Annotated in this window: 20 protein-coding genes; 12 read left to right on the top strand and 8 right to left on the bottom strand. The window is 41.3% G+C overall.

All coding sequences use genetic code 11. The annotated features are described in order from the left end of the window. The first annotated feature begins 29 nt into the window (after window positions 1-29). From leuC to C7Y70_RS14310, 4 genes are all read left to right on the top strand, one after another. The gene (leuC, locus tag C7Y70_RS14325) at window positions 30-1,430 is read left to right on the top strand and encodes a 3-isopropylmalate dehydratase large subunit (RefSeq protein ID WP_135475418.1); all 1,401 of its coding nucleotides are present in this window, start codon (window positions 30-32) and stop codon (window positions 1,428-1,430) included. Beyond that, window positions 1,430-2,029, top strand: coding sequence for a 3-isopropylmalate dehydratase small subunit (gene leuD, locus C7Y70_RS14320; RefSeq protein ID WP_135475391.1), 600 nt, complete (start codon window positions 1,430-1,432; stop codon window positions 2,027-2,029). The genes leuC and leuD overlap by 1 nt, the downstream gene beginning before the upstream one ends. Window positions 2,030-2,149: 120 nt before the next feature. Next, window positions 2,150-3,115 carry an SRPBCC family protein gene (locus C7Y70_RS14315; protein WP_135475390.1) on the top strand — a complete coding sequence of 322 codons (966 nt, stop codon included), beginning with the start codon at window positions 2,150-2,152 and terminating at the stop codon, window positions 3,113-3,115. Between the two features lie 86 nt (window positions 3,116-3,201). Beyond that, entirely contained in the window at window positions 3,202-3,795 is a 594-nt protein-coding gene (locus C7Y70_RS14310) for a hypothetical protein (protein ID WP_135475389.1), read from the top strand. A gap of 11 nt (window positions 3,796-3,806) precedes the next feature. Here C7Y70_RS14310 and C7Y70_RS14305 read toward each other — a convergent pair whose 3' ends face one another. Continuing rightward, window positions 3,807-4,133, bottom strand: a complete 327-nt coding sequence (locus C7Y70_RS14305) for a hypothetical protein (RefSeq protein ID WP_237113993.1) — start codon at window positions 4,131-4,133, stop codon at window positions 3,807-3,809. A 136-nt stretch (window positions 4,134-4,269) separates the two neighbouring features. Between C7Y70_RS14305 and C7Y70_RS14300 the strand changes: the two genes are divergently transcribed. Continuing rightward, a complete protein-coding gene (locus C7Y70_RS14300) occupies window positions 4,270-4,713 on the top strand; it encodes a TerB family tellurite resistance protein (protein ID WP_099295514.1) in 444 nt (147 codons plus the stop codon). A 3-nt stretch (window positions 4,714-4,716) separates the two neighbouring features. Here the strand turns inward: C7Y70_RS14300 and C7Y70_RS14295 are convergent, their stop codons facing one another. Beyond that, on the bottom strand, window positions 4,717-5,286 hold the full coding sequence (locus tag C7Y70_RS14295) for an NAD(P)H-dependent oxidoreductase (protein WP_135475388.1): 570 nt from the start codon (window positions 5,284-5,286) through the stop codon (window positions 4,717-4,719). 142 nt (window positions 5,287-5,428) lie between these two features. Here C7Y70_RS14295 and C7Y70_RS14290 point away from each other — a divergent pair, with 142 nt between their 5' ends. Continuing rightward, window positions 5,429-6,322: a LysR family transcriptional regulator gene (locus tag C7Y70_RS14290; RefSeq protein ID WP_135475387.1), complete on the top strand. Its 894-nt coding sequence runs from the start codon at window positions 5,429-5,431 to the stop codon at window positions 6,320-6,322. Here the strand turns inward: C7Y70_RS14290 and norR are convergent. Beyond that, complete coding sequence (gene norR / locus C7Y70_RS14285; protein WP_135475386.1) at window positions 6,317-7,876, bottom strand: nitric oxide reductase transcriptional regulator NorR; 1,560 nt, start codon at window positions 7,874-7,876, stop codon at window positions 6,317-6,319. The genes C7Y70_RS14290 and norR overlap by 6 nt on opposite strands. Window positions 7,877-8,035: 159 nt before the next feature. Between norR and C7Y70_RS14280 the strand changes: the two genes are divergently transcribed. Genes C7Y70_RS14280 through hmpA form a run of 3 tightly spaced genes read left to right on the top strand, consistent with a single transcriptional unit; the run spans window position 8,036 to window position 10,742 of the window. Then, entirely contained in the window at window positions 8,036-8,302 is a 267-nt protein-coding gene (locus C7Y70_RS14280; RefSeq protein ID WP_058561461.1) for a hypothetical protein, read from the top strand. Beyond that, the gene (locus C7Y70_RS14275) at window positions 8,302-9,534 is read left to right on the top strand and encodes an NnrS family protein (RefSeq protein ID WP_135475385.1); all 1,233 of its coding nucleotides are present in this window, start codon (window positions 8,302-8,304) and stop codon (window positions 9,532-9,534) included. The genes C7Y70_RS14280 and C7Y70_RS14275 overlap by 1 nt, the downstream gene beginning before the upstream one ends. A gap of 26 nt (window positions 9,535-9,560) precedes the next feature. Then, window positions 9,561-10,742, top strand: coding sequence for an NO-inducible flavohemoprotein (hmpA, locus tag C7Y70_RS14270; RefSeq protein ID WP_135475384.1), 1,182 nt, complete (start codon window positions 9,561-9,563; stop codon window positions 10,740-10,742). A gap of 41 nt (window positions 10,743-10,783) precedes the next feature. Here the strand turns inward: hmpA and C7Y70_RS14265 are convergent, their stop codons facing one another. The 4 genes from C7Y70_RS14265 to C7Y70_RS14250 form a co-directional block, all read right to left on the bottom strand. Next, the gene (locus C7Y70_RS14265; RefSeq protein ID WP_099295520.1) at window positions 10,784-11,155 is read right to left on the bottom strand and encodes a hypothetical protein; all 372 of its coding nucleotides are present in this window, start codon (window positions 11,153-11,155) and stop codon (window positions 10,784-10,786) included. Further along, a complete protein-coding gene (locus C7Y70_RS14260) occupies window positions 11,148-12,779 on the bottom strand; it encodes a S41 family peptidase (RefSeq protein ID WP_135475383.1) in 1,632 nt (543 codons plus the stop codon). The genes C7Y70_RS14265 and C7Y70_RS14260 overlap by 8 nt, the downstream gene beginning before the upstream one ends. Window positions 12,780-12,875: 96 nt before the next feature. Continuing rightward, the gene (locus C7Y70_RS14255) at window positions 12,876-13,529 is read right to left on the bottom strand and encodes an endonuclease (protein ID WP_099295522.1); all 654 of its coding nucleotides are present in this window, start codon (window positions 13,527-13,529) and stop codon (window positions 12,876-12,878) included. Window positions 13,530-13,601: 72 nt separating this feature from the next. Beyond that, window positions 13,602-14,318, bottom strand: a complete 717-nt coding sequence (locus C7Y70_RS14250; RefSeq protein WP_135475382.1) for a hypothetical protein — start codon at window positions 14,316-14,318, stop codon at window positions 13,602-13,604. Between the two features lie 189 nt (window positions 14,319-14,507). Here C7Y70_RS14250 and C7Y70_RS14245 point away from each other — a divergent pair, with 189 nt between their 5' ends. Further along, complete coding sequence (locus C7Y70_RS14245) at window positions 14,508-14,888, top strand: hypothetical protein (RefSeq protein WP_099295524.1); 381 nt, start codon at window positions 14,508-14,510, stop codon at window positions 14,886-14,888. Here the strand turns inward: C7Y70_RS14245 and C7Y70_RS14240 are convergent. Next, window positions 14,885-15,328, bottom strand: coding sequence for a PaaI family thioesterase (locus C7Y70_RS14240; RefSeq protein ID WP_099295525.1), 444 nt, complete (start codon window positions 15,326-15,328; stop codon window positions 14,885-14,887). The genes C7Y70_RS14245 and C7Y70_RS14240 overlap by 4 nt on opposite strands. A 113-nt stretch (window positions 15,329-15,441) precedes the next feature. Between C7Y70_RS14240 and C7Y70_RS14235 the strand changes: the two genes are divergently transcribed. Further along, window positions 15,442-16,212 (top strand): hypothetical protein, encoded by a 771-nt coding sequence (locus C7Y70_RS14235; protein WP_135475381.1) that lies wholly within the window; start codon window positions 15,442-15,444, stop codon window positions 16,210-16,212. A 94-nt stretch (window positions 16,213-16,306) separates the two neighbouring features. Beyond that, complete coding sequence (gene lexA / locus C7Y70_RS14230) at window positions 16,307-16,924, top strand: transcriptional repressor LexA (protein ID WP_099295527.1); 618 nt, start codon at window positions 16,307-16,309, stop codon at window positions 16,922-16,924. The last annotated feature ends 199 nt before the right edge of the window (window positions 16,925-17,123 follow it).

Here is a 17,123-nt window from a genome sequence, read left to right as displayed (position 1 = left end):
GGCTCAAAACAGCATTAGGGAATGAGCAAGTGGCCCAAACTTTATACGACAAAATCTGGCAAGCACATGTAGTGGCCAGTATTAATGAGCAAACCGACTTACTTTATATTGACCGTCACTTAGTCCACGAAGTAACCTCGCCGCAAGCGTTTGCAGGCCTTCGTGAAAAAAGCCGTAAAGTACGTTGCCCAGAAAAAACCATCGCGACCATGGATCATAATGTATCGACCAAAAGCCGATCACTTGATGCTGCCAGCGAAGTATCAAAGAACCAATTAATGGCGCTTGATGCAAACTGTAAAGAATTTGGCATTACGCTTTACGATTTAAATTCAATTAATCAAGGCATTGTGCATGTAATGGGGCCTGAGCAAGGGATTACCTTGCCTGGCACTACCATAGTCTGTGGTGATAGTCATACTTCAACGCACGGTGCATTTGGTGCATTGGCTCACGGTATTGGCACCTCTGAAGTTGAACATGTACTCGCGACGCAAACGCTACAGCAGAAAAAAGCCAAGTCTTTAAAAATTCAAATTAATGGTGTATTACGCCCAACTGTGACAGCCAAAGATTTAATAATGGCGGTGATTGGCAAGCTTGGTACCGCCGGTGGTACAGGTTATGTAGCTGAGTTTTGTGGTGAAGGCATTGAAGCACTGTCAATGGAAGCGCGTATGACATTGTGTAACATGAGTATTGAAATGGGCGCGAAAGCCGGTTTAATTGCTTCGGACCAAATTACGTATGATTACTTAAAAGGTCGCCCGTTTTCACCAAAAGGCGCTGATTTTGATGCCGCGGTTGCTTATTGGGAAACGCTAAAAACCGACGAAGGCGCGCAATTTGATTTAGAAGTGGAACTAGAAGCGAGTAGCATTCAGCCGCAAATTACGTGGGGCACGAGCCCTGAGCAAGTAATTGGTGTGGATGAATTTATACCCGATCCAGATAAAGAACCTGATTTAATTAAAGCCGATGCAATTCGTAGTGCACTTAAATACATGGACTTAAAAGCGGGAGAAAAACTGTCATCAGCAAGCGTTGATACCGTATTTATTGGCTCATGTACTAACAGCCGTATTGAAGATTTACGTGCTGCTGCTCATATCGTGCAAGGCAAACAAGTAGCCGCGGGTGTTGAAGCGTTAATTGTACCAGGTTCAGGCTTGGTGAAAAAACAAGCCGAAGACGAAGGCTTAGCTGATATTTTTAAAGCCGCAGGCTTTGAATGGCGCGAGCCGGGTTGTTCAATGTGCTTAGCAATGAATGATGACCGTTTAGGTGCAGGCAAGCGCTGTGCATCTACCTCAAACCGTAATTTTGAAGGTCGCCAAGGCCGTGGCGGACGTACACACTTAGTTAGCCCTGCAATGGCCGCAGCGGCAGCAATACATGGTCGATTTGTTGATATTAGAGGAGAAGCTTAATGAGCACTTATTTTAGCGGCTTAATGGCCCCACTAGATAAAAACAACGTTGATACTGACCAGATAATTCCTAAGCAGTTCTTAACGTCAACCAGCCGCGATGGTTTTGATGCTGCGTTATTTTATGATTGGCGTTATTTAGATAACGACGAGCCAAATCCTGATTTTATATTAAATCGTGCCTGTTACCAAGGTGCGCAAATACTGCTAACTCGCGATAACTTTGGCTGTGGCTCATCACGTGAGCACGCACCGTGGGCGCTTAAACAATACGGTTTTGAAGTGATTTTGGCAGAAAGCTTTGCTGATATTTTCTTTAATAACTGCGGTAATAACCAAATGCTTGCGATTGCATTACCAGCGCAAACATTGGAAGACTTATTTGTACTGAGTGAACAGCACGACGATATTCATATCGACATCGATCTTGAAAATCAGGTGCTTACCAGTAACAAGTTTGCGCCAATCAGCTTTGATATTCGCAAAGACGTAAAAGAGCGTTTATTAAGTGGCTTAGATTTTATCGGCGTGACCGAAACCCTAAACCCACAAATCGACGCCTTTGAAGCTAAGCTTAACGCCGAGCGCCCTTGGCAGTAGTGGTTTAAAAGTTATTAAATGATGAAACGCGGCTCAGGCCGCGTTTTTTATTGCTGCGGGTAAAAATAGTTGCTAACTTCGAGGCATGCTCGCCACTCATAAAAATTGAAAGAAACATTTATGCAAACCCTTTCCCCAAAAAACATAGGCATTATCTTAGGTGCACTTTATGGTATTGCAATGCGGGTATTCGTAGAGTTTGGTAATACGATGAACTTTAGTAGCCTTGTTACTATCTCTTTTATGTTTTTAGTTCCTGTGGCCATTGGTTATATTCGTATTTTTTATGAGTGCAAAGCCAACCAATCAATGTCTTACAAACAAATGGCTGTTAAGGCTTGGCAGCCTATTTTTGTGTTTTTACTGGTGAGTGTAGCGACGTTGCTCGAAGGTAGTATTTGTGTGGCTATGGCATTGCCCGCTTTTATGCTGTTTGCAAGTATTGGCGGGATGTTAGCTGGTTTTGTCCACCGTACGTGGGTACAAAAAGATAAAAAAGTATTAATGTCTATAGCCTTTTTACCTTTGGTATTATCGCCACTTGAAGTTAATTTTTTAGCGCTTTCGCAAACCTATGAAGTGAAAAACGATATAGTAATACACGCCCCGATTGAGGTTGTTTGGCGCCAATTGGCTGATGTAAGCTACATAGAAGAAGGGGAGTTTCCACTGTCATTTTCTCAGTTCATTGGTATTCCCCGACCTTTGCAAGCGGACATGGATGCAAATGGGGTCGGCGCTATAAGGACGAGCAAATGGCAAAAAGGAGTCGTATTTAAAGAAGTGATTACAGATTGGCAGCCTAATCAGCATATGCTTTATCAGTTTGATATCGACCCTGATTTAATTCCCGACAAGGCGCTTGATAAACATGTAAAGCTAGGTGGTGAGTATTTTTCTCCGCTTTATGGTGGCTACTACCTAACTCTCACGTCTGATGGTCACACACGGTTAACCTTAAAAACCACTGTTCAAGACAATACAAACTTTGGTATTTATTCGCGGTTTTGGGGGGAAGTGATTTTTCAGGACTTTCATTACTCTTTGCTCACATTACTTAAAAAAAGAGCTGAGAAGGCCGTATAAAGTTTAGCGATATCCACTTAACGAGAATATTTTCTTTGTATGTACAATCACGCTAAGCTAGGACTTTATATTTTTAGGAACATGCTATGAAATTATTAACTGCTGCGACTTTATTGTTGGCATCTACTGCGGCATTTGCGCGCCCTGCGCCTTTGGTGTCTATTCCAAGCCATGATGGCTTTTTTGAAAATATAGCCGCTCATTGTGGTAAAGCGTATGAAGGTAAAGTTACGGTTGATAATGCTGCTGGTCCTAGCTCGTTTGCGGGTAAAAAGCTGGTTATGCATGTTCGCCGTTGTGATGAGCGAGAGCTTCAAGTCCCGTTTCATGTTGGCGATGATGCGTCACGTACGTGGATCATCACAAAAACAGGCAGTGGTTTGAGCTTAAAGCACGATCATCGCCATAAAGACGGCACTGATGATGTATCAACTATGTATGGTGGTCATACGGTTGATGCGGGCTTTGAAAGCGTGCAGTCATTTCCTGCAGATCAATATTCAAAAGAATTGTTTGTGAGCCAAGGTATACCGCAATCAATGGGTAATACGTGGCAGATGTATATTTACCCTGAAAAATTTACTTATCGCTTGATTCGTCAAGGCCGTGAGTTCCGCGTTGATTTTGATTTAACTAAACCAATTACACCACCTGCTGCGCCTTGGGGCTATAAAGACTAAAAAAGTAAAAATTAATCTTTTGTGGGTTCTGTCTCACATTGCAGTAATACTGTTAAAGGTGGCTGATAGGGGCGAGGTTTGCTAGGGAAGCGCTCATACTCTTGTACGCCATCAGTCACTTTTAACATAAAAGAGCTGCCCTTACATAAGCGCTGAGCATGGCGTAGTAAAAACACAGATTGTTTTTGGAAGTGCTGATAGCTGTCTGATTGTATTTCGAGGCGATAGTTATTATCGTCAATTTGAGTTTGGTGATAATGCACTTCATGATCAAAATCATAGCGCTTTTCGGTTTTGCCTACCTCTGCGTGTGTCACGGCACAACTTACCAATAGCATTAAACTACCGCTTAATTTTAAGTTCCGTGCTATCTTTCCTCTCATAAACCTTACACTCCATTATTGTATTGCGTCGGCGATTTAACTACAGTGGTAAATCATGATCTAAGTCTAACACCCAAAAAGGGAAAATGTGATGTTCAAACAAATAAAACAGCTATTTTCAACTTTTAATGAACAGCCAACTCAGATGCAAGAACATGATCTGAAAACGGCTGTAGCGGCACTATTGATTGAAGTAATGCGGGCTGATACCCAGCAGCAGGACGATGAACTTAAAACGTTAACTTTCACACTTAAAAAGTATTTTCAGTTAACGGATGAAGAAGTTGATGAGCTTATGCAAAGTGCGGGTAAAAGCTTAGATGAAGCGATTGACTACTTTCAGTTTTCTAAACAAATTAATAATCAGTGCAGCGCGCAGCAGCGCATAGATATCGTGGAGTTATTATGGCGATTAGCGTATGCCGATGGTGAGTTAGACCCACAAGAGGAGTATGTTATTCGCAGGGTAGCAAACTTATTGTATGTTACCCATGAGGATTTTATCGCTGCTAAGTTAGCAGCGACCAAAATTTAGCAATTACTTGTTTAGTTTGCTGGCAACGCTTACTAACTGCTGTGCAAGGCCGGCTACTTTTTCTGCTGTAGCAGGGTCATTAATGCGACCATTTTCATCAAGTACAGTGTGGATGGCTGGCACTGCAAGTTGGTCAGCCAGCACTAAGCTACCGATACCCGATAGAATATCGCGAACATGGTTTAATCCGCGCAGGCCACCTAAACCACCAGGCGAAGAGGCATAAAGCGCAGTTACTTTATTACGAAATGCAGGCACTGCACCTTGCTCTGTGCGCGAAGCCCAGTCAATAGCGTTTTTAAGTACGGCGGTAATCGAACCGTTATATTCAGGACTTGCAAGCAAAATACCATCTGCAGCACGTAGTTTGTCTTTCAAAAGCTGTGCGCCCTGTGGTGTACCTTGTGCTTCAATATCTTCATCGAACATTGGTAAATTTAAATCAGCTAATTTAAGCACTTCAACTTCTGCACCGCTTTCTAGTGCAAAGCGGGCTGCTTCATTAATCAATTTTTGGTTAAAGCTGTCTTTACGTAAGCTGCCTGCTAAGGCAATAATTTTTGGTGCAGTCATGGTGTTCGCCTTAATGTTATTTAGTTAACCCGAGTTCAGGTTAGTTTGTCTGTTAGTTACTTTAGCAAATATTTACTTGCAGAAAAGCCAAATAAACGCAAAACTTATGTGCATATATGCACAGTTAAAATTATGAGTAAGCATGGCGATACACTTTGATGATTGGCAAGATGTAAAAGTTGCCTATGAAGTTGCGCGGTTAGGGACATTGACTGCCGCTGCGGAAAATTTGAACGTACACCACAGCACAGTGCTTAGGCGGATAAATAATTTAGAAAAGAATTTAAATGCACGACTGTTTCACCGCCATGCTCGAGGATATAAAGTCACAGAAATCGGTGCAAAACTGTTCACTACTGCACAGGCTATTAATACCGACCTTGAGCGCTTACATAATGACATAATTGCAGCAGATAGCACTTTACGAGGCAGTTTATTGCTTACCACTGTAAGTGGTTTCATTGATGTACTGAGCGATGTGTGCGAGCAGTTTCAGAGTTTACACCCGCAAGTGCAGTTAGAAGTCATTCTTGACCAAAAACGTTTACGTTTAGATCATGGTCAAGCGCATATCGCAGTGCGTGCAGGTCCCCGGCCTGATGAAGGGGATTATATTGCTCAGCACTTAGCTCATTTGTCATCGGGCTTTTATGCATCTAAACGTTATATAGAGAAGCATGGGCTGCCTAAGTCATTAAAGCAGTTAGAGCTGCATAATTTTGTTTCGGGCGTAGCAGGTTACAATGCCAAGGTGCCTTACTTTGCTTGGGTGGATGAAAATATTCCCGCATCACAAGTTAAATTACGCGTGTCTGAAACCTCTGAAGCAACACGCGCTATTGTGAAAGGATTAGGTATTGGTGGCTTACAACATGATGTGGCTGCGCAATACCCCGATTTAGTGCCAGTATTAGCGAGTGAGTTAAGTTGGCCTACCGATTTATGGTTAGTTACACATCATCTGGTACATCGTACAGCGAAGGTGCAGGCTTTTAGCCAACTTTTAAAAGCGTATTTTAAAGAGATAACCTTATAACGATTTTTTAATTTCAATGCCGAGCCTTTTTGCCAGCCTGATTAAATTAGCGCGGTCAACACATAGAGTGCGTGCGGTCGCGGCCCAGTTAAAATTATGCTGTTCAAGCTGCTGACTAACAAGGTTATGCGTAAAGGTATCTGTTGCTTGTTTTAATGACAGTTGCGGGCTATTTTCCGACACGGTGGTAGGTGTTGTCAGCAGAGCCTGAGTCTGTGTATTAAGGTTTAGCTCGCAGTGTTCAGCCTCTATAGTAATGATGGCCTGCTGCCATTGGCTTTGTTTGGCTTTTAATGCTGCGCGGCTTATAACATGCTCTAACTCTCGAACATTGCCAGGCCAAGAGTATTGAGTTAATGTCAGCTGCGCCTCGACGCTCAGTTTTAGTTGCTTAATGGCTAGTTTTCTGGCTGTTTTTTCGATAAAGAAACCGGCTAGAAGTACCACGTCGTTTTCACGTTGTTTTAATGTCGGTACATGTAACGGATACACACTGAGCCGGTGATATAAATCGGCCCTAAAGCGACCTTGTGCCACTTCATCTTTAAGATTACGGTTAGTTGCGGCGATCACACGTACATCAACATATTTTATCTTATCTTCGCCGAGCGTTTGAATTTCACCACTTTGTAATACCCGCAGTAATTTACTTTGCATCGTAAGTGGTAATTCGCCTATTTCATCTAAGAATAACGTGCTACCATCAGCGAGTTGAAACTTTCCTTGGCGTGCATTTTCTGCGCCTGTAAACGCTCCTTTAGCATGACCAAAAAATTCACTTTCGGCGAGATTTTCAGGTAATGAGGCACAGTTTAAATGGATCAAAGGCTGCTGACTGCGCTTCGAGTGTAAGTGTATATTGCGGGCAACAAGTTCTTTTCCAACCCCGGTATCACCCTGAATAAGTACGCTAAATTCAGAACCTGCAACCAGTTTTATGTCATTTCTTAAGGTTTGCATCGCTGGGCTGTGACCAATAATTTCAACCCCATCTCGGGTGAGTGCTTCACGATTTAACTCTTGTACTAATGCATGACTATGTTGGGCATGATGTTGGTACTGCTGTAACAAAAGGGCGGTTTTTAACTGTGCTGCACACAGCTGACTAAGTATGGCGAGCTGTTGCATATCAAAGTCATCAAAGGCGTGGGCATTTAGGCTATCTAATGTAATCACACCCAATAAAGTGTCGCCTTCTAATAATGGCATACCCAGGCAGGCATGTACGGGAATATCCCCTTCTTGATGGTTAAGTAACCCATCATAAGGATCCGGTAACGAGCAATCTTGAGCAAATTGTAACGGTTGTCCTGAGCGACAAATAGCCTGTAAGCGGGGGTGATCGTTGATCACAAATCGTCTGCCTAATGTATCTGGCATTAAGCCATCGATGGCTACTGGTTTTAACACGTTGTTTTGACTAATAAGCAATGCAGTTGCATCACTGGAGACTACGCCTTTTACACACTCAATAATATGTTGATAGTGATTGGCTTGTGCCTTAATAGCGCCTAGCTGCAAAGCGGTGTTTAAAAGGACAGTAGTATCTATCATGTCAATTTGACTCTAATGTGTTTTATTTTGTTTTTAATGGTGTGTCATTATGACATTTAAGTCAATGGTTAAAGGTTAAGTTGTTGATAATTAATGACTTTAATTGTTGGCTCACTCTGTGCAATACAAGGTGTATATCCATAATGTATAGGGTGATTTATGTCTTACTACAACACTGTTTGCAGCAACTTAGCCACAGATACTGATTTTTACCTGCGTTTATTAAGAGGCGCTAACTGGGCGCTTTTACTGAGTTGCCTGTCCCTTGGAGTGACTGTTTTATTTAGTTACCCATTGGCTGATTTGCTTTCAATTAAGCTGCAAATAGTGGCGCATATTTCCACTATTATCGCAGCGACTATTTTAAAAATTAGTTATGTGTTGCGCTGTATAGCATTAAGTAGCTTAGGTAGAGAGGTACGCTAATGCGCCCAATAAATTTAACTGAGCCGGCGGCTGAAAATGTGCGTTTTTATCAAATTAGTCAATGGCCAATCTGGAACCTCGCTTTTCGTCCTGCTTTTTTAGGTGCGGGCTTGCTTGCCCTTTTTTCTATTGGCTATTGGTTACTTATTTTAACTGGGTATGCAAATTGGCAGTTAAGTATGCCTGCAACACTCTGGCACGCTCATGAAATGATGTTTGGTTTTGCAGGTTTTGTTGCTGTAGGTTTTTTATTAACCGCGGCTCAAACCTGGACCGGCGTGCCTAGTATCAGCGGATGGCGTTTGATGGGGTTAACCTTGATTTGGTTAGCAGCGCGCGGTGCATTTTTCTTCTCAATTCCAAGTGTTAGCGATATTAATGTATATCTGGTGATTGGATTACAGTTTTTATGGTGGCTTGGCGCTATTGTCGTTTTAGCCAATATGCTGATTGCGGCTAAAAGTAACAATAACTATGTATTCCTATTTATGCTCAGTGCGCTAGCAGTTTTAAATATTTCCTATCTATGGTTAGTCAATTTACAAAAGAGTGCCTTGGCATTATCAATCGTTGATACCGCCATCTTAGTAATGACGATATTAGTTGGGTTCATTGCTGGGCGTGTTGTGCCTTTTTTTACAGCACGAGGCTTAGAGCTCAGCGAGCAAGTGCGCTCGCCCCGATTAGATAAAATATTGCTGTATTGCGCGGTGCTGGGTGTCTCTGCTTTTTTCATTAGTCAGGTATTTGTGCGCAGTTTAAACCCCGGTTGGATAATGAGCGCTGTGGCTGCTTTGCACTTAACTCGCTCCTTTATATGGTGGAATAAGAAGGTATTTACAGTGCCGCTTTTGTGGTCACTGCATGTGTCTTATTTTGCTTTGGGTGTGGGTTTAACCTTAGTTGCCCTGAGCTTTTTCAGTTCAATTATCTTATTTAGCGACGCGCTGCATATGATCACTATCGGCACGATTAGCATGATGATTTTAGCCATGATGAGTCGTGTATCACTGGGTCATACAGGCCGTTCTCTTTGTGTTCCACACGCTATATCGGCTGCGTTCATTTTAATGATTATTGCAGCGATAACTCGTTCATTACTTCCCACCGTCATTGGCTCATCTACTGCGTGGCAGCTTAGCGCATTATGTTGGCTGGTGGCATTTTTACTGTTCTTGCTCCATTTCACACCTATTTTGACGCGGCGTCGTGTTGATGGGCGTCGGGGTTAATTTTTTAAGTTATTAGGAAACGTAGTATGTTATCTGAAAAAACCATTTCGATTGTAAAAAGTACAGCGCCTTTACTGGCCCAAGCAGGGACAGTTGTGACAGAACATTTTTATAATCGGCTATTTAGTCACAACCCTGAGTTACAGCATATTTTTAATATGGCCAATCAACGCAGCGGCCGTCAGCAGTTTGCATTATTTAATGCGTTAGCAGCGTATGCACAACACATTGATAACTTAGATGTGTTAAAAGAGGCACTAGCACGAATTAATCATAAACATGCCAGTATGCATATCTTGCCTGAGCACTACCCCATTGTGGGTGGGCATTTGATTGGCACCTTAAAAGAGCTATTACCTGAGCAGTTCACCGCTGAAGTAGAGTACGCTTGGCGCGAGGCGTATGCTTTACTTGCTGATATTTGTATAACCGAAGAGGCTGCGCTTTACGAGCACAATAAAACCAAGCATGGAGGTTGGTCAGGTACACGTCCATTTGTTATTAAAGAAAAACACATTGAGTCTGCGTTAGTCACCAGCTTTATACTTGCGCCGATTGATAACAAGGCGGTAATAACTCATAAACCTGGGCAGTATTTAGGTATTAAAGTTAAACCTAATGACATGCAATATAATGAAATTAGACAATATTCTATTTCTCAACAAAGTAATACACAGAACTACCGAATCAGTGTGAAAAAAGAATGCTTACCGGGTCCTGGTATTGTTTCCAACTACTTACACTCACTTGATGTGGGTAATACTGTAGAGCTGTTTCCGCCAGCTGGTGATTTCTTTTTAAAAGACAGTAAAAAACCAACAGTGCTAATTTCGGCTGGTGTTGGTCAAACTCCAATGCTCGCGATGCTGCAAACATTATTACAGGATGAAGTGAGCCCAAACACCTTTTATTTACACGCCTGTGAAAATGCAGAGCATCATGCGTTTGCCGATTATTTAACAGATCTTGCTGCCGTGCATTCCTCTTTAAAGCATTACACTTGGTATAATAAAGAAACTAAGGATGAAGTGTTCAGAGGGTTAATGAATATAAGCACTGTTGCAGATCAACTTCCATTGCTAGAAGGCGATTTTTACCTATGTGGCCCAACAGGTTTTATGGCAGCAATTAAGCAACAGTTGCTTGCTTTAAACGTTGATGCTGAGCGCATACATTACGAGGTGTTTGGTCCACACCAAGCGCTTTAATCCGCTTATAGCAAAAAGGCGCTTAATGCGCCTTTTTGGTTTTAAATAACTTCACATTCGACATTGCTAAGTGGAATACTCAGTTGTTTTTTAGGGTAAAATAAAAAGCATTGCTCCCCTGATTTTTGCAAGACAAACTTTTCTGAAGGGATGTTATGTGCGCCCATAATAGGCATGCCATCAGGGCCTTTAGTCGTGCCGTGATCTATCAAAAGCTGTGCGCTTTTAGTAAATACATCATCCGCAAGAGTCACTAAAGGACCACCTTTTGCAGTTTGAATTGCTTGTTGCAGCTGTGTAACAATGCCCGGATTTACGCGTGTTAGAGTTGCATCTTGAGGCTCTAAAGCCTGTGTGCTGTTGCATCCGGTTAGTATGACTGCGCAAACAGCACTTAGCATGTATTTAGTCATTTGCATCCCCTGTACTAGGCCAGGTTAAATCCATATTTGTGTTGTAAAGCGACTGAGGTATCTCAAGCGATAAACCAGTTTCATTACTTGGTGAATAGCTGGCAGGTTGTTGTTTTGCATTTTGTGGCACTTCAGGGCAGCCATTATTTGTAATATGGTATAACGCCGTCGATAGCAGTGCTTCGTTTGTATCACCTAGTTGATGATCAAAGTCATCAGCAATAGGGCAGCCTTTAACATCAGCTGAAAACTGGGGTGAAGGGGTGGGTGTTAAACCATCTGAATATTCACCAAAGCCTTTGTAATTAGCACCACTAAACTGAATCGTGTAGTAAGTAGTTGCACAGTTGTGTGTAGGCGTAAAACCATAAGGTTTACCACATGTTGTATCACCAATTAATACCACTTCAACATCAATCCCTTTCAAGCCATTAATAAAGGCTTCAGAGGCAGAGCAGGTACCTGATGTACTCAACACATAAACTTTTGATAGATTTAAATCAGGTAAAAGTATTTGCTTGCCTTCAAATGTTGAGTAATCAATTTCTTGATTAATGAATGACAAAGGTAGTTCTTGTGGTAGCTTGTCATTCTGAATGGTTTGATAATAGTAAAAATCTTCGGTGTTAGCAGGGCCAGCAACCATGTAAGCTAATTGTGATGACATGGCTAACAAACCACCGCCGTTGTATCTAAAGTCGATGACTAATTCGTCGACTTGATCAGCCTTAAACTTATTAACGGCATCGATTAAACCTTCTTGTGCAACACCGATATGGCTATTGAACTGCATGTAACCGACACGTGTATTGTTTTGTGTAGTAAACGTATTTACGTTCTGTACCGGGGTTTTGGCAATATTACCCGCAGTAATAGTGATTGATTTTTCAGTCCCATCATTACTGCGCACTCTAAAGTTATGAGCTTCGCCAGCTGTTGGGCCAAACAAAATACTATTGAGCGAGTCAATTCCATCTTGAGTGTTGGTATCTATGCTTACATCATCTACAGAGAGAACGGTATCGCCACGTTGGATCCCTGCATTCTGAGCAGGTGAATTATCTTCAAGATAGGCAACTCTTAACACTCTTGGTGGCGTATTTGAAATAAATGACCAGTTAATGCCGTAACCTGATACCACACCTGATTGTGCTTCTTTGTAAAAGTCTTCTGTTGGTTCGCTGTAATGAAAGTTATCTTTCTTAGCACCAGAATCTGTGGTTTGCTCAGTTTTTAATTGTGCAAAATATGCCGCGACAGTATCAAAGCTTTCAGGGTTTTTGTCTGTGATTTCATCATACCAAAGGTATGTTTCATCACTCCAAGAGCGCAGCCACATTTTTTCTGTCAGCTTGGAGCCCGCTTTATCAGGGTATGGTTGATTATTATTGTATGGATCGTTGCCTGTGCGTGGCACATCACATTGATTCTTAAACGTACTTGATGCGTCAAATTCACCCGCAACCCATTCAACCTCATTAGACTGTGGTGGCGGTGTTACCACATTGGTAGAGTCTGTATCATTTGAATCTTTATTTAGGCTACCGCCGCCTCCACATGCTGTAATTGCAAGGCCAGAAAAAGCAATGAGAATAGCAGTAGAGATTCTTTTTTTATTAAACATACTTAGTTACGTTCCTGTAAATACTTGTTTCGAAAATATCAATACAGCCCAAGATAGGCAACAAAAAATATGTTTATAATGTAAACATTTGTAGAGTTAAAGATGCTGAGAGTTTTTGGTTTGCGCTAAACTCTGGTTTTGCCATGCTCTAAATAACTGCTGTTGCTTATTAGATATTTTTAATCCGTAGGTTTTTTGCATGTAAAAGTATGCATCTGCGATACGCTTTCGTGAATAAGCGGGTGGCTCAACAACTCGTTGTTTAAAATTAACTTTTACCTGACAGTTACCATATTGTGTGGCGCTACCTGCAATCATACCAAAGCGATAATTCGACCTATCAGCGTTAATCTCACCGATTGCAGGCGCAAGGTTATTAATATCGGCTTCCATTTTTCTAAATTGGGCACTGGTTTTCACGCAGTTTTTTCGCCCGCCATTTTGCCAGCACTGTAACTGGTGGCCAAACTCCCATGCTGGGACTATATGCTCCCATTCAATTCGCACTGCTCGCGCGTTCGGTTTGCCTGAACGAGTCACGGCATTGCGCGGTATATAACCGCACGCATTTGGATCGGGTATTAGCTTTTTACCTTGGCGCTTTATATCACAACCACAGTAAATACTTTTGGCATCACTGGGTAACGTTTTTATTAAATGTCTTTTTGCTGTTGAGAAGCGAGTAAATTGCTCGCTGTGGAGGTTAAAGCTTACAAGTGAAGCTATCAGCGCAATAATAAAGTAAGGCATATCCAATCATTTTAGTGAACTACAGGATACGCCATTTTAGAGTGATTAATCTAATGGGTAAATAATGAATTATTAGGAGCTTATTCTAGGTTGTCTACGGTTGCGTAAACGCACATTTTGAAACAATAGAACAAAGCCAGTTAAACAAAATAAAACACTGCTTGCAGAGAAGCTAATCAATAATGGATTATTAAAGTCTTCGCGTTCATCGTAGTCCATTATGTGCAACATCCAAAAAAAGTCGAAAATTCGCCATATTGTGCTGCGAACTGTGATTACTTTACCACTCTCTGCCCATAAATAGAGTGTTGTATTAAAAGTGTCGTTAAAACTCACTTGCCATATATTTTCTTTGTAGCCAACTTCTCGAGGCCCTGTTTCAAGTAGATTTATCGTATTAATCTCAGCGTCAATTAGTAGGTGGGCTTTTGCATTTGCAGTAATTTGTTTTTTATTGGGGTTACTAAATGGTTGCCCCGATACCCCATCAAAATGGTGCTCTTTTGTGTCAGTTTTTAGCGTAATGATTGGGGTGTTTAAAAAATGAGAATAGGTAATCTGTTTAGGCTGTTTGACTTGAGCAACTATTTTGTCGAGCGATGCTGGGTAATCTGCCTGAGTAAATGAATTATCGATAGCTCGAGTTGCCAAATGCTTACCATGAACTTTTTCAAGCGGAATAGCGCTCATGACTAAACCACCTAATAGCCATGCAAAAATTTGCAAAGCAAGAATGTATCCAAGCCATTTATGACATTTACGAGCGTGCTTAAAAATACGTTTATTCATCAAGAACTCATTTGTTATTATTTTTTTGTGCAGTATTTTACAAAGTATACAGTGTTTGACCATGTGGCAAATTGTCGCAGTAGGGCTAGCTACGTAGGTGATGGTCTAATTTGCAAGGGATAGGGTTTGGTATAAACGCAAATTTAGGTTAAAGTTTGCGTTGTAATTAACGCGGGGTAAAACAATAGCATGTCGGAAATTCAATTTTTAAATGTAGATCTAGAGCTTGAGTCTAAACAAGATATTAGTGCACTAGTGGCAGACTTAAAAAAAATTGCCACAGTTTTACACTATGACAAAGATGAATATCGTCAATTAGCGCGTATTGAGGCGAATATTGAAGTGTCTACACCAGATAAAGCCATTAACCATATGTGTGAATTAATTGAATCCTGTTCACGTAATGCATTAAAACAATGGCTAGCGTGCTCTCGGCGCACGTTTGATATAGGCTTTGAATCAGGCACTTCACCAAAATGTTTTAATCAAGCGCTGCAAGCAGATACGCTGCTGCGAATATCTGCTATTGGTGCAGGCGTTGAGATAACGATTTATCCGATGGAAAGTTAATTTTTACGCTCAACCACTGCTGCGGTCATTCTTGATACGCAGCACAGCTCGCCTCGACTGTTTGTTATTTTAATTTCCCATACCGATGTCCGTTTGCCTATGTGTATAGGTTTTGCAACTGCTGTAAGCATGCCATTGCGCGATGCTTTTAAATGGTTTGCATTTATTTCTTGGCCAACACAGTAAAATTTTGTGAAATCTATAACAAAATTAGCAGCATAACTGGCAACTGTTTCTGCAAGCACAACATTTGCTCCGCCATGAACCATTCCAATGGGATTGTGGTGTCCAGGTATTGCAGGCATAGTTGCTACTAAATAGTCGTCGCCAATCTCAGTGATTTCTATACCCATTGTTTTCATTAACGTGCCTTGGCCATTAATGCCTTCATCAAGTTGTTTACACTGCGCTAGAGTGATTGGGTGATACCAAATAGCCATGGAATATCCTCAATTAAAAATTTAAAACCAGTCTACACTTTTGTACACTTTCCTACAGTTAAGATCATCTAAATAGCTAAAATATACCTAATGTTACATTTTAGGAACGCAAGATGAAAAAAGGAATAATGCTGTTAATTAGCTGTTTATCGTTATCCAGCTATGCAGATATTAATCATCAGGTTGATCTCGGGTTCACTGATTTAAGTGGCTTCGATAAAGCATTTTTAGGTGCGAGATACCGTTATTTTAGTGATGACTTAACCGCCTTATCTGGTCCTCAAGAGCTAAAAAGTCACTTGCACCGAGTGAACAATATTGCGTTAGGTGGCTTTGCGAATGACAACCTTTATTATATTACCAGTGATGCGACTTATTATTGGCAACATGGCTTAATTTTAGCGGCTGGCTTGCGGCATGTTGATGATGATGGCGGCCATTGGCAATCAGACAGCTCTTTAGTGACGGCCTCAATTGGAAACCAGGTAAATGATCAACTACAAATAGGCTTAACTGCTTTTTACAACTATTTTCAAGGGAGAGGCTATTATTTAAAAGACAATGTAACGTCGGTTGAATGGAGTTATGCGCCGTATGTGCGTTGGACCAGCTTAACGAATAATAAAGGCTGGGATCTACAAGCTAAGCAGTTAGTTGGGCGCTATCGGTATGTTCAAGGGCGGGTAGCGTATTATATAAATCAAGATTGGTCAGTTGCTTTGGTCGCTAATGTTCGTGACCATGGCAATAATACGGATAACTATGAGTTGCAAACACAGTACTGGTTTAATGAGCATATAGCGTTAAAGTTTGGTTTAGGCGCATCTTTTAAATCTGATGATGGTTTAAATAGCGCCACTTTATTGTTAAGTACTAGATGGTAAAAAAGAAGGGCTAAAGGTAACTAATTTAAAATTTGCGATTTTCAAATAACTGTATATACTCACAGTTAAATGTACTGTATGGAAAACCAGTTGTATGCGCCCATTAACGAATCGTCAAGCTCAAATTCTTGAATTAATCAAAGTGTTTATCAAAGATACTGGTATGCCGCCTACGCGTGCTGAGATTGCGCAAACTTTAGGTTTCAAAAGCGCAAACGCTGCTGAAGAGCATTTAAAAGCACTGGCTAAAAAAGGTGTTATTAAAATGAAGCCAGGTGCAAGCCGTGGTATTCAGCTGGTAGAAGAGGATGAACCCGAGCAACTTGGATTACCACTCATTGGCCGAGTCGCAGCTGGTGAACCAATACTTGCACAACAGCATGTTGAAAGCCATTGTCAGATTGACCCTTTAATGTTCAAGCCAGCCGCTGATTTTTTATTGCGTGTACAAGGTATGAGTATGAAAGACATTGGTATTATGGATGGTGATTTGCTTGCCGTACATAAAACGCAAGTGGCTGAAAACGGCCAAGTAGTTGTTGCGCGTGTTGATGAAGACGTGACTGTAAAACGGCTCGAAAAAGCCGGACGTAAAGTTTTATTGCACGCCGAAAACGAAGAGTTCTCTGCAATTGAGGTCGATCTTGAACATGAATCATTTAATATTGAAGGGCTGGCAGTTGGCGTGATTCGTAACGCTGATTGGATGTAAGAGCTGTTTTTACTACTCAAGCCAATGATAAACATTACGCTTGCCCAGATAGTTACTGCCTTATTAAGTTTTATGCTCAGTGCACCAAATAAGTGAAATTTGGTGCTTTTATTTTTTTTACAACTTTAGCTACTGTATCTTACACTTCTATGTAGCGTCTTATCCCTTATCATAGCTCGTTATCCGCTAGTTTTAAGCC

The organism is Pseudoalteromonas sp. KS88, from assembly GCF_004766475.1.
GTDB lineage: Bacteria > Pseudomonadota > Gammaproteobacteria > Enterobacterales > Alteromonadaceae > Pseudoalteromonas.
This window is presented reverse-complemented; position numbering and strand designations above follow the sequence as displayed.

What these genes read in the sequence shown, in the direction of transcription:
- norR (WP_135475386.1), bottom strand. Translation starts at nt 7,876, where the DNA reads ATGATAGATACTACTGTCCTTTTAAACACCGCTTTGCAGCTAGGCGCT.
- C7Y70_RS14310 (WP_135475389.1), top strand. Translation starts at nt 3,202, where the DNA reads ATGAAATTATTAACTGCTGCGACTTTATTGTTGGCATCTACTGCGGCA.
- leuD (WP_135475391.1), top strand. Translation starts at nt 1,430, where the DNA reads ATGAGCACTTATTTTAGCGGCTTAATGGCCCCACTAGATAAAAACAAC.
- C7Y70_RS14265 (WP_099295520.1), bottom strand. Translation starts at nt 11,155, where the DNA reads ATGACTAAATACATGCTAAGTGCTGTTTGCGCAGTCATACTAACCGGA.
- C7Y70_RS14240 (WP_099295525.1), bottom strand. Translation starts at nt 15,328, where the DNA reads ATGGCTATTTGGTATCACCCAATCACTCTAGCGCAGTGTAAACAACTT.
- C7Y70_RS14235 (WP_135475381.1), top strand. Translation starts at nt 15,442, where the DNA reads ATGAAAAAAGGAATAATGCTGTTAATTAGCTGTTTATCGTTATCCAGC.
- C7Y70_RS14250 (WP_135475382.1), bottom strand. Translation starts at nt 14,318, where the DNA reads ATGAATAAACGTATTTTTAAGCACGCTCGTAAATGTCATAAATGGCTT.
- C7Y70_RS14260 (WP_135475383.1), bottom strand. Translation starts at nt 12,779, where the DNA reads ATGTTTAATAAAAAAAGAATCTCTACTGCTATTCTCATTGCTTTTTCT.
- C7Y70_RS14280 (WP_058561461.1), top strand. Translation starts at nt 8,036, where the DNA reads ATGTCTTACTACAACACTGTTTGCAGCAACTTAGCCACAGATACTGAT.
- C7Y70_RS14305 (WP_237113993.1), bottom strand. Translation starts at nt 4,133, where the DNA reads ATGCTATTGGTAAGTTGTGCCGTGACACACGCAGAGGTAGGCAAAACC.
- C7Y70_RS14295 (WP_135475388.1), bottom strand. Translation starts at nt 5,286, where the DNA reads ATGACTGCACCAAAAATTATTGCCTTAGCAGGCAGCTTACGTAAAGAC.
- C7Y70_RS14290 (WP_135475387.1), top strand. Translation starts at nt 5,429, where the DNA reads ATGGCGATACACTTTGATGATTGGCAAGATGTAAAAGTTGCCTATGAA.
- C7Y70_RS14255 (WP_099295522.1), bottom strand. Translation starts at nt 13,529, where the DNA reads ATGCCTTACTTTATTATTGCGCTGATAGCTTCACTTGTAAGCTTTAAC.
- lexA (WP_099295527.1), top strand. Translation starts at nt 16,307, where the DNA reads ATGCGCCCATTAACGAATCGTCAAGCTCAAATTCTTGAATTAATCAAA.
- C7Y70_RS14245 (WP_099295524.1), top strand. Translation starts at nt 14,508, where the DNA reads ATGTCGGAAATTCAATTTTTAAATGTAGATCTAGAGCTTGAGTCTAAA.
- C7Y70_RS14275 (WP_135475385.1), top strand. Translation starts at nt 8,302, where the DNA reads ATGCGCCCAATAAATTTAACTGAGCCGGCGGCTGAAAATGTGCGTTTT.
- hmpA (WP_135475384.1), top strand. Translation starts at nt 9,561, where the DNA reads ATGTTATCTGAAAAAACCATTTCGATTGTAAAAAGTACAGCGCCTTTA.
- C7Y70_RS14300 (WP_099295514.1), top strand. Translation starts at nt 4,270, where the DNA reads ATGTTCAAACAAATAAAACAGCTATTTTCAACTTTTAATGAACAGCCA.
- C7Y70_RS14315 (WP_135475390.1), top strand. Translation starts at nt 2,150, where the DNA reads ATGCAAACCCTTTCCCCAAAAAACATAGGCATTATCTTAGGTGCACTT.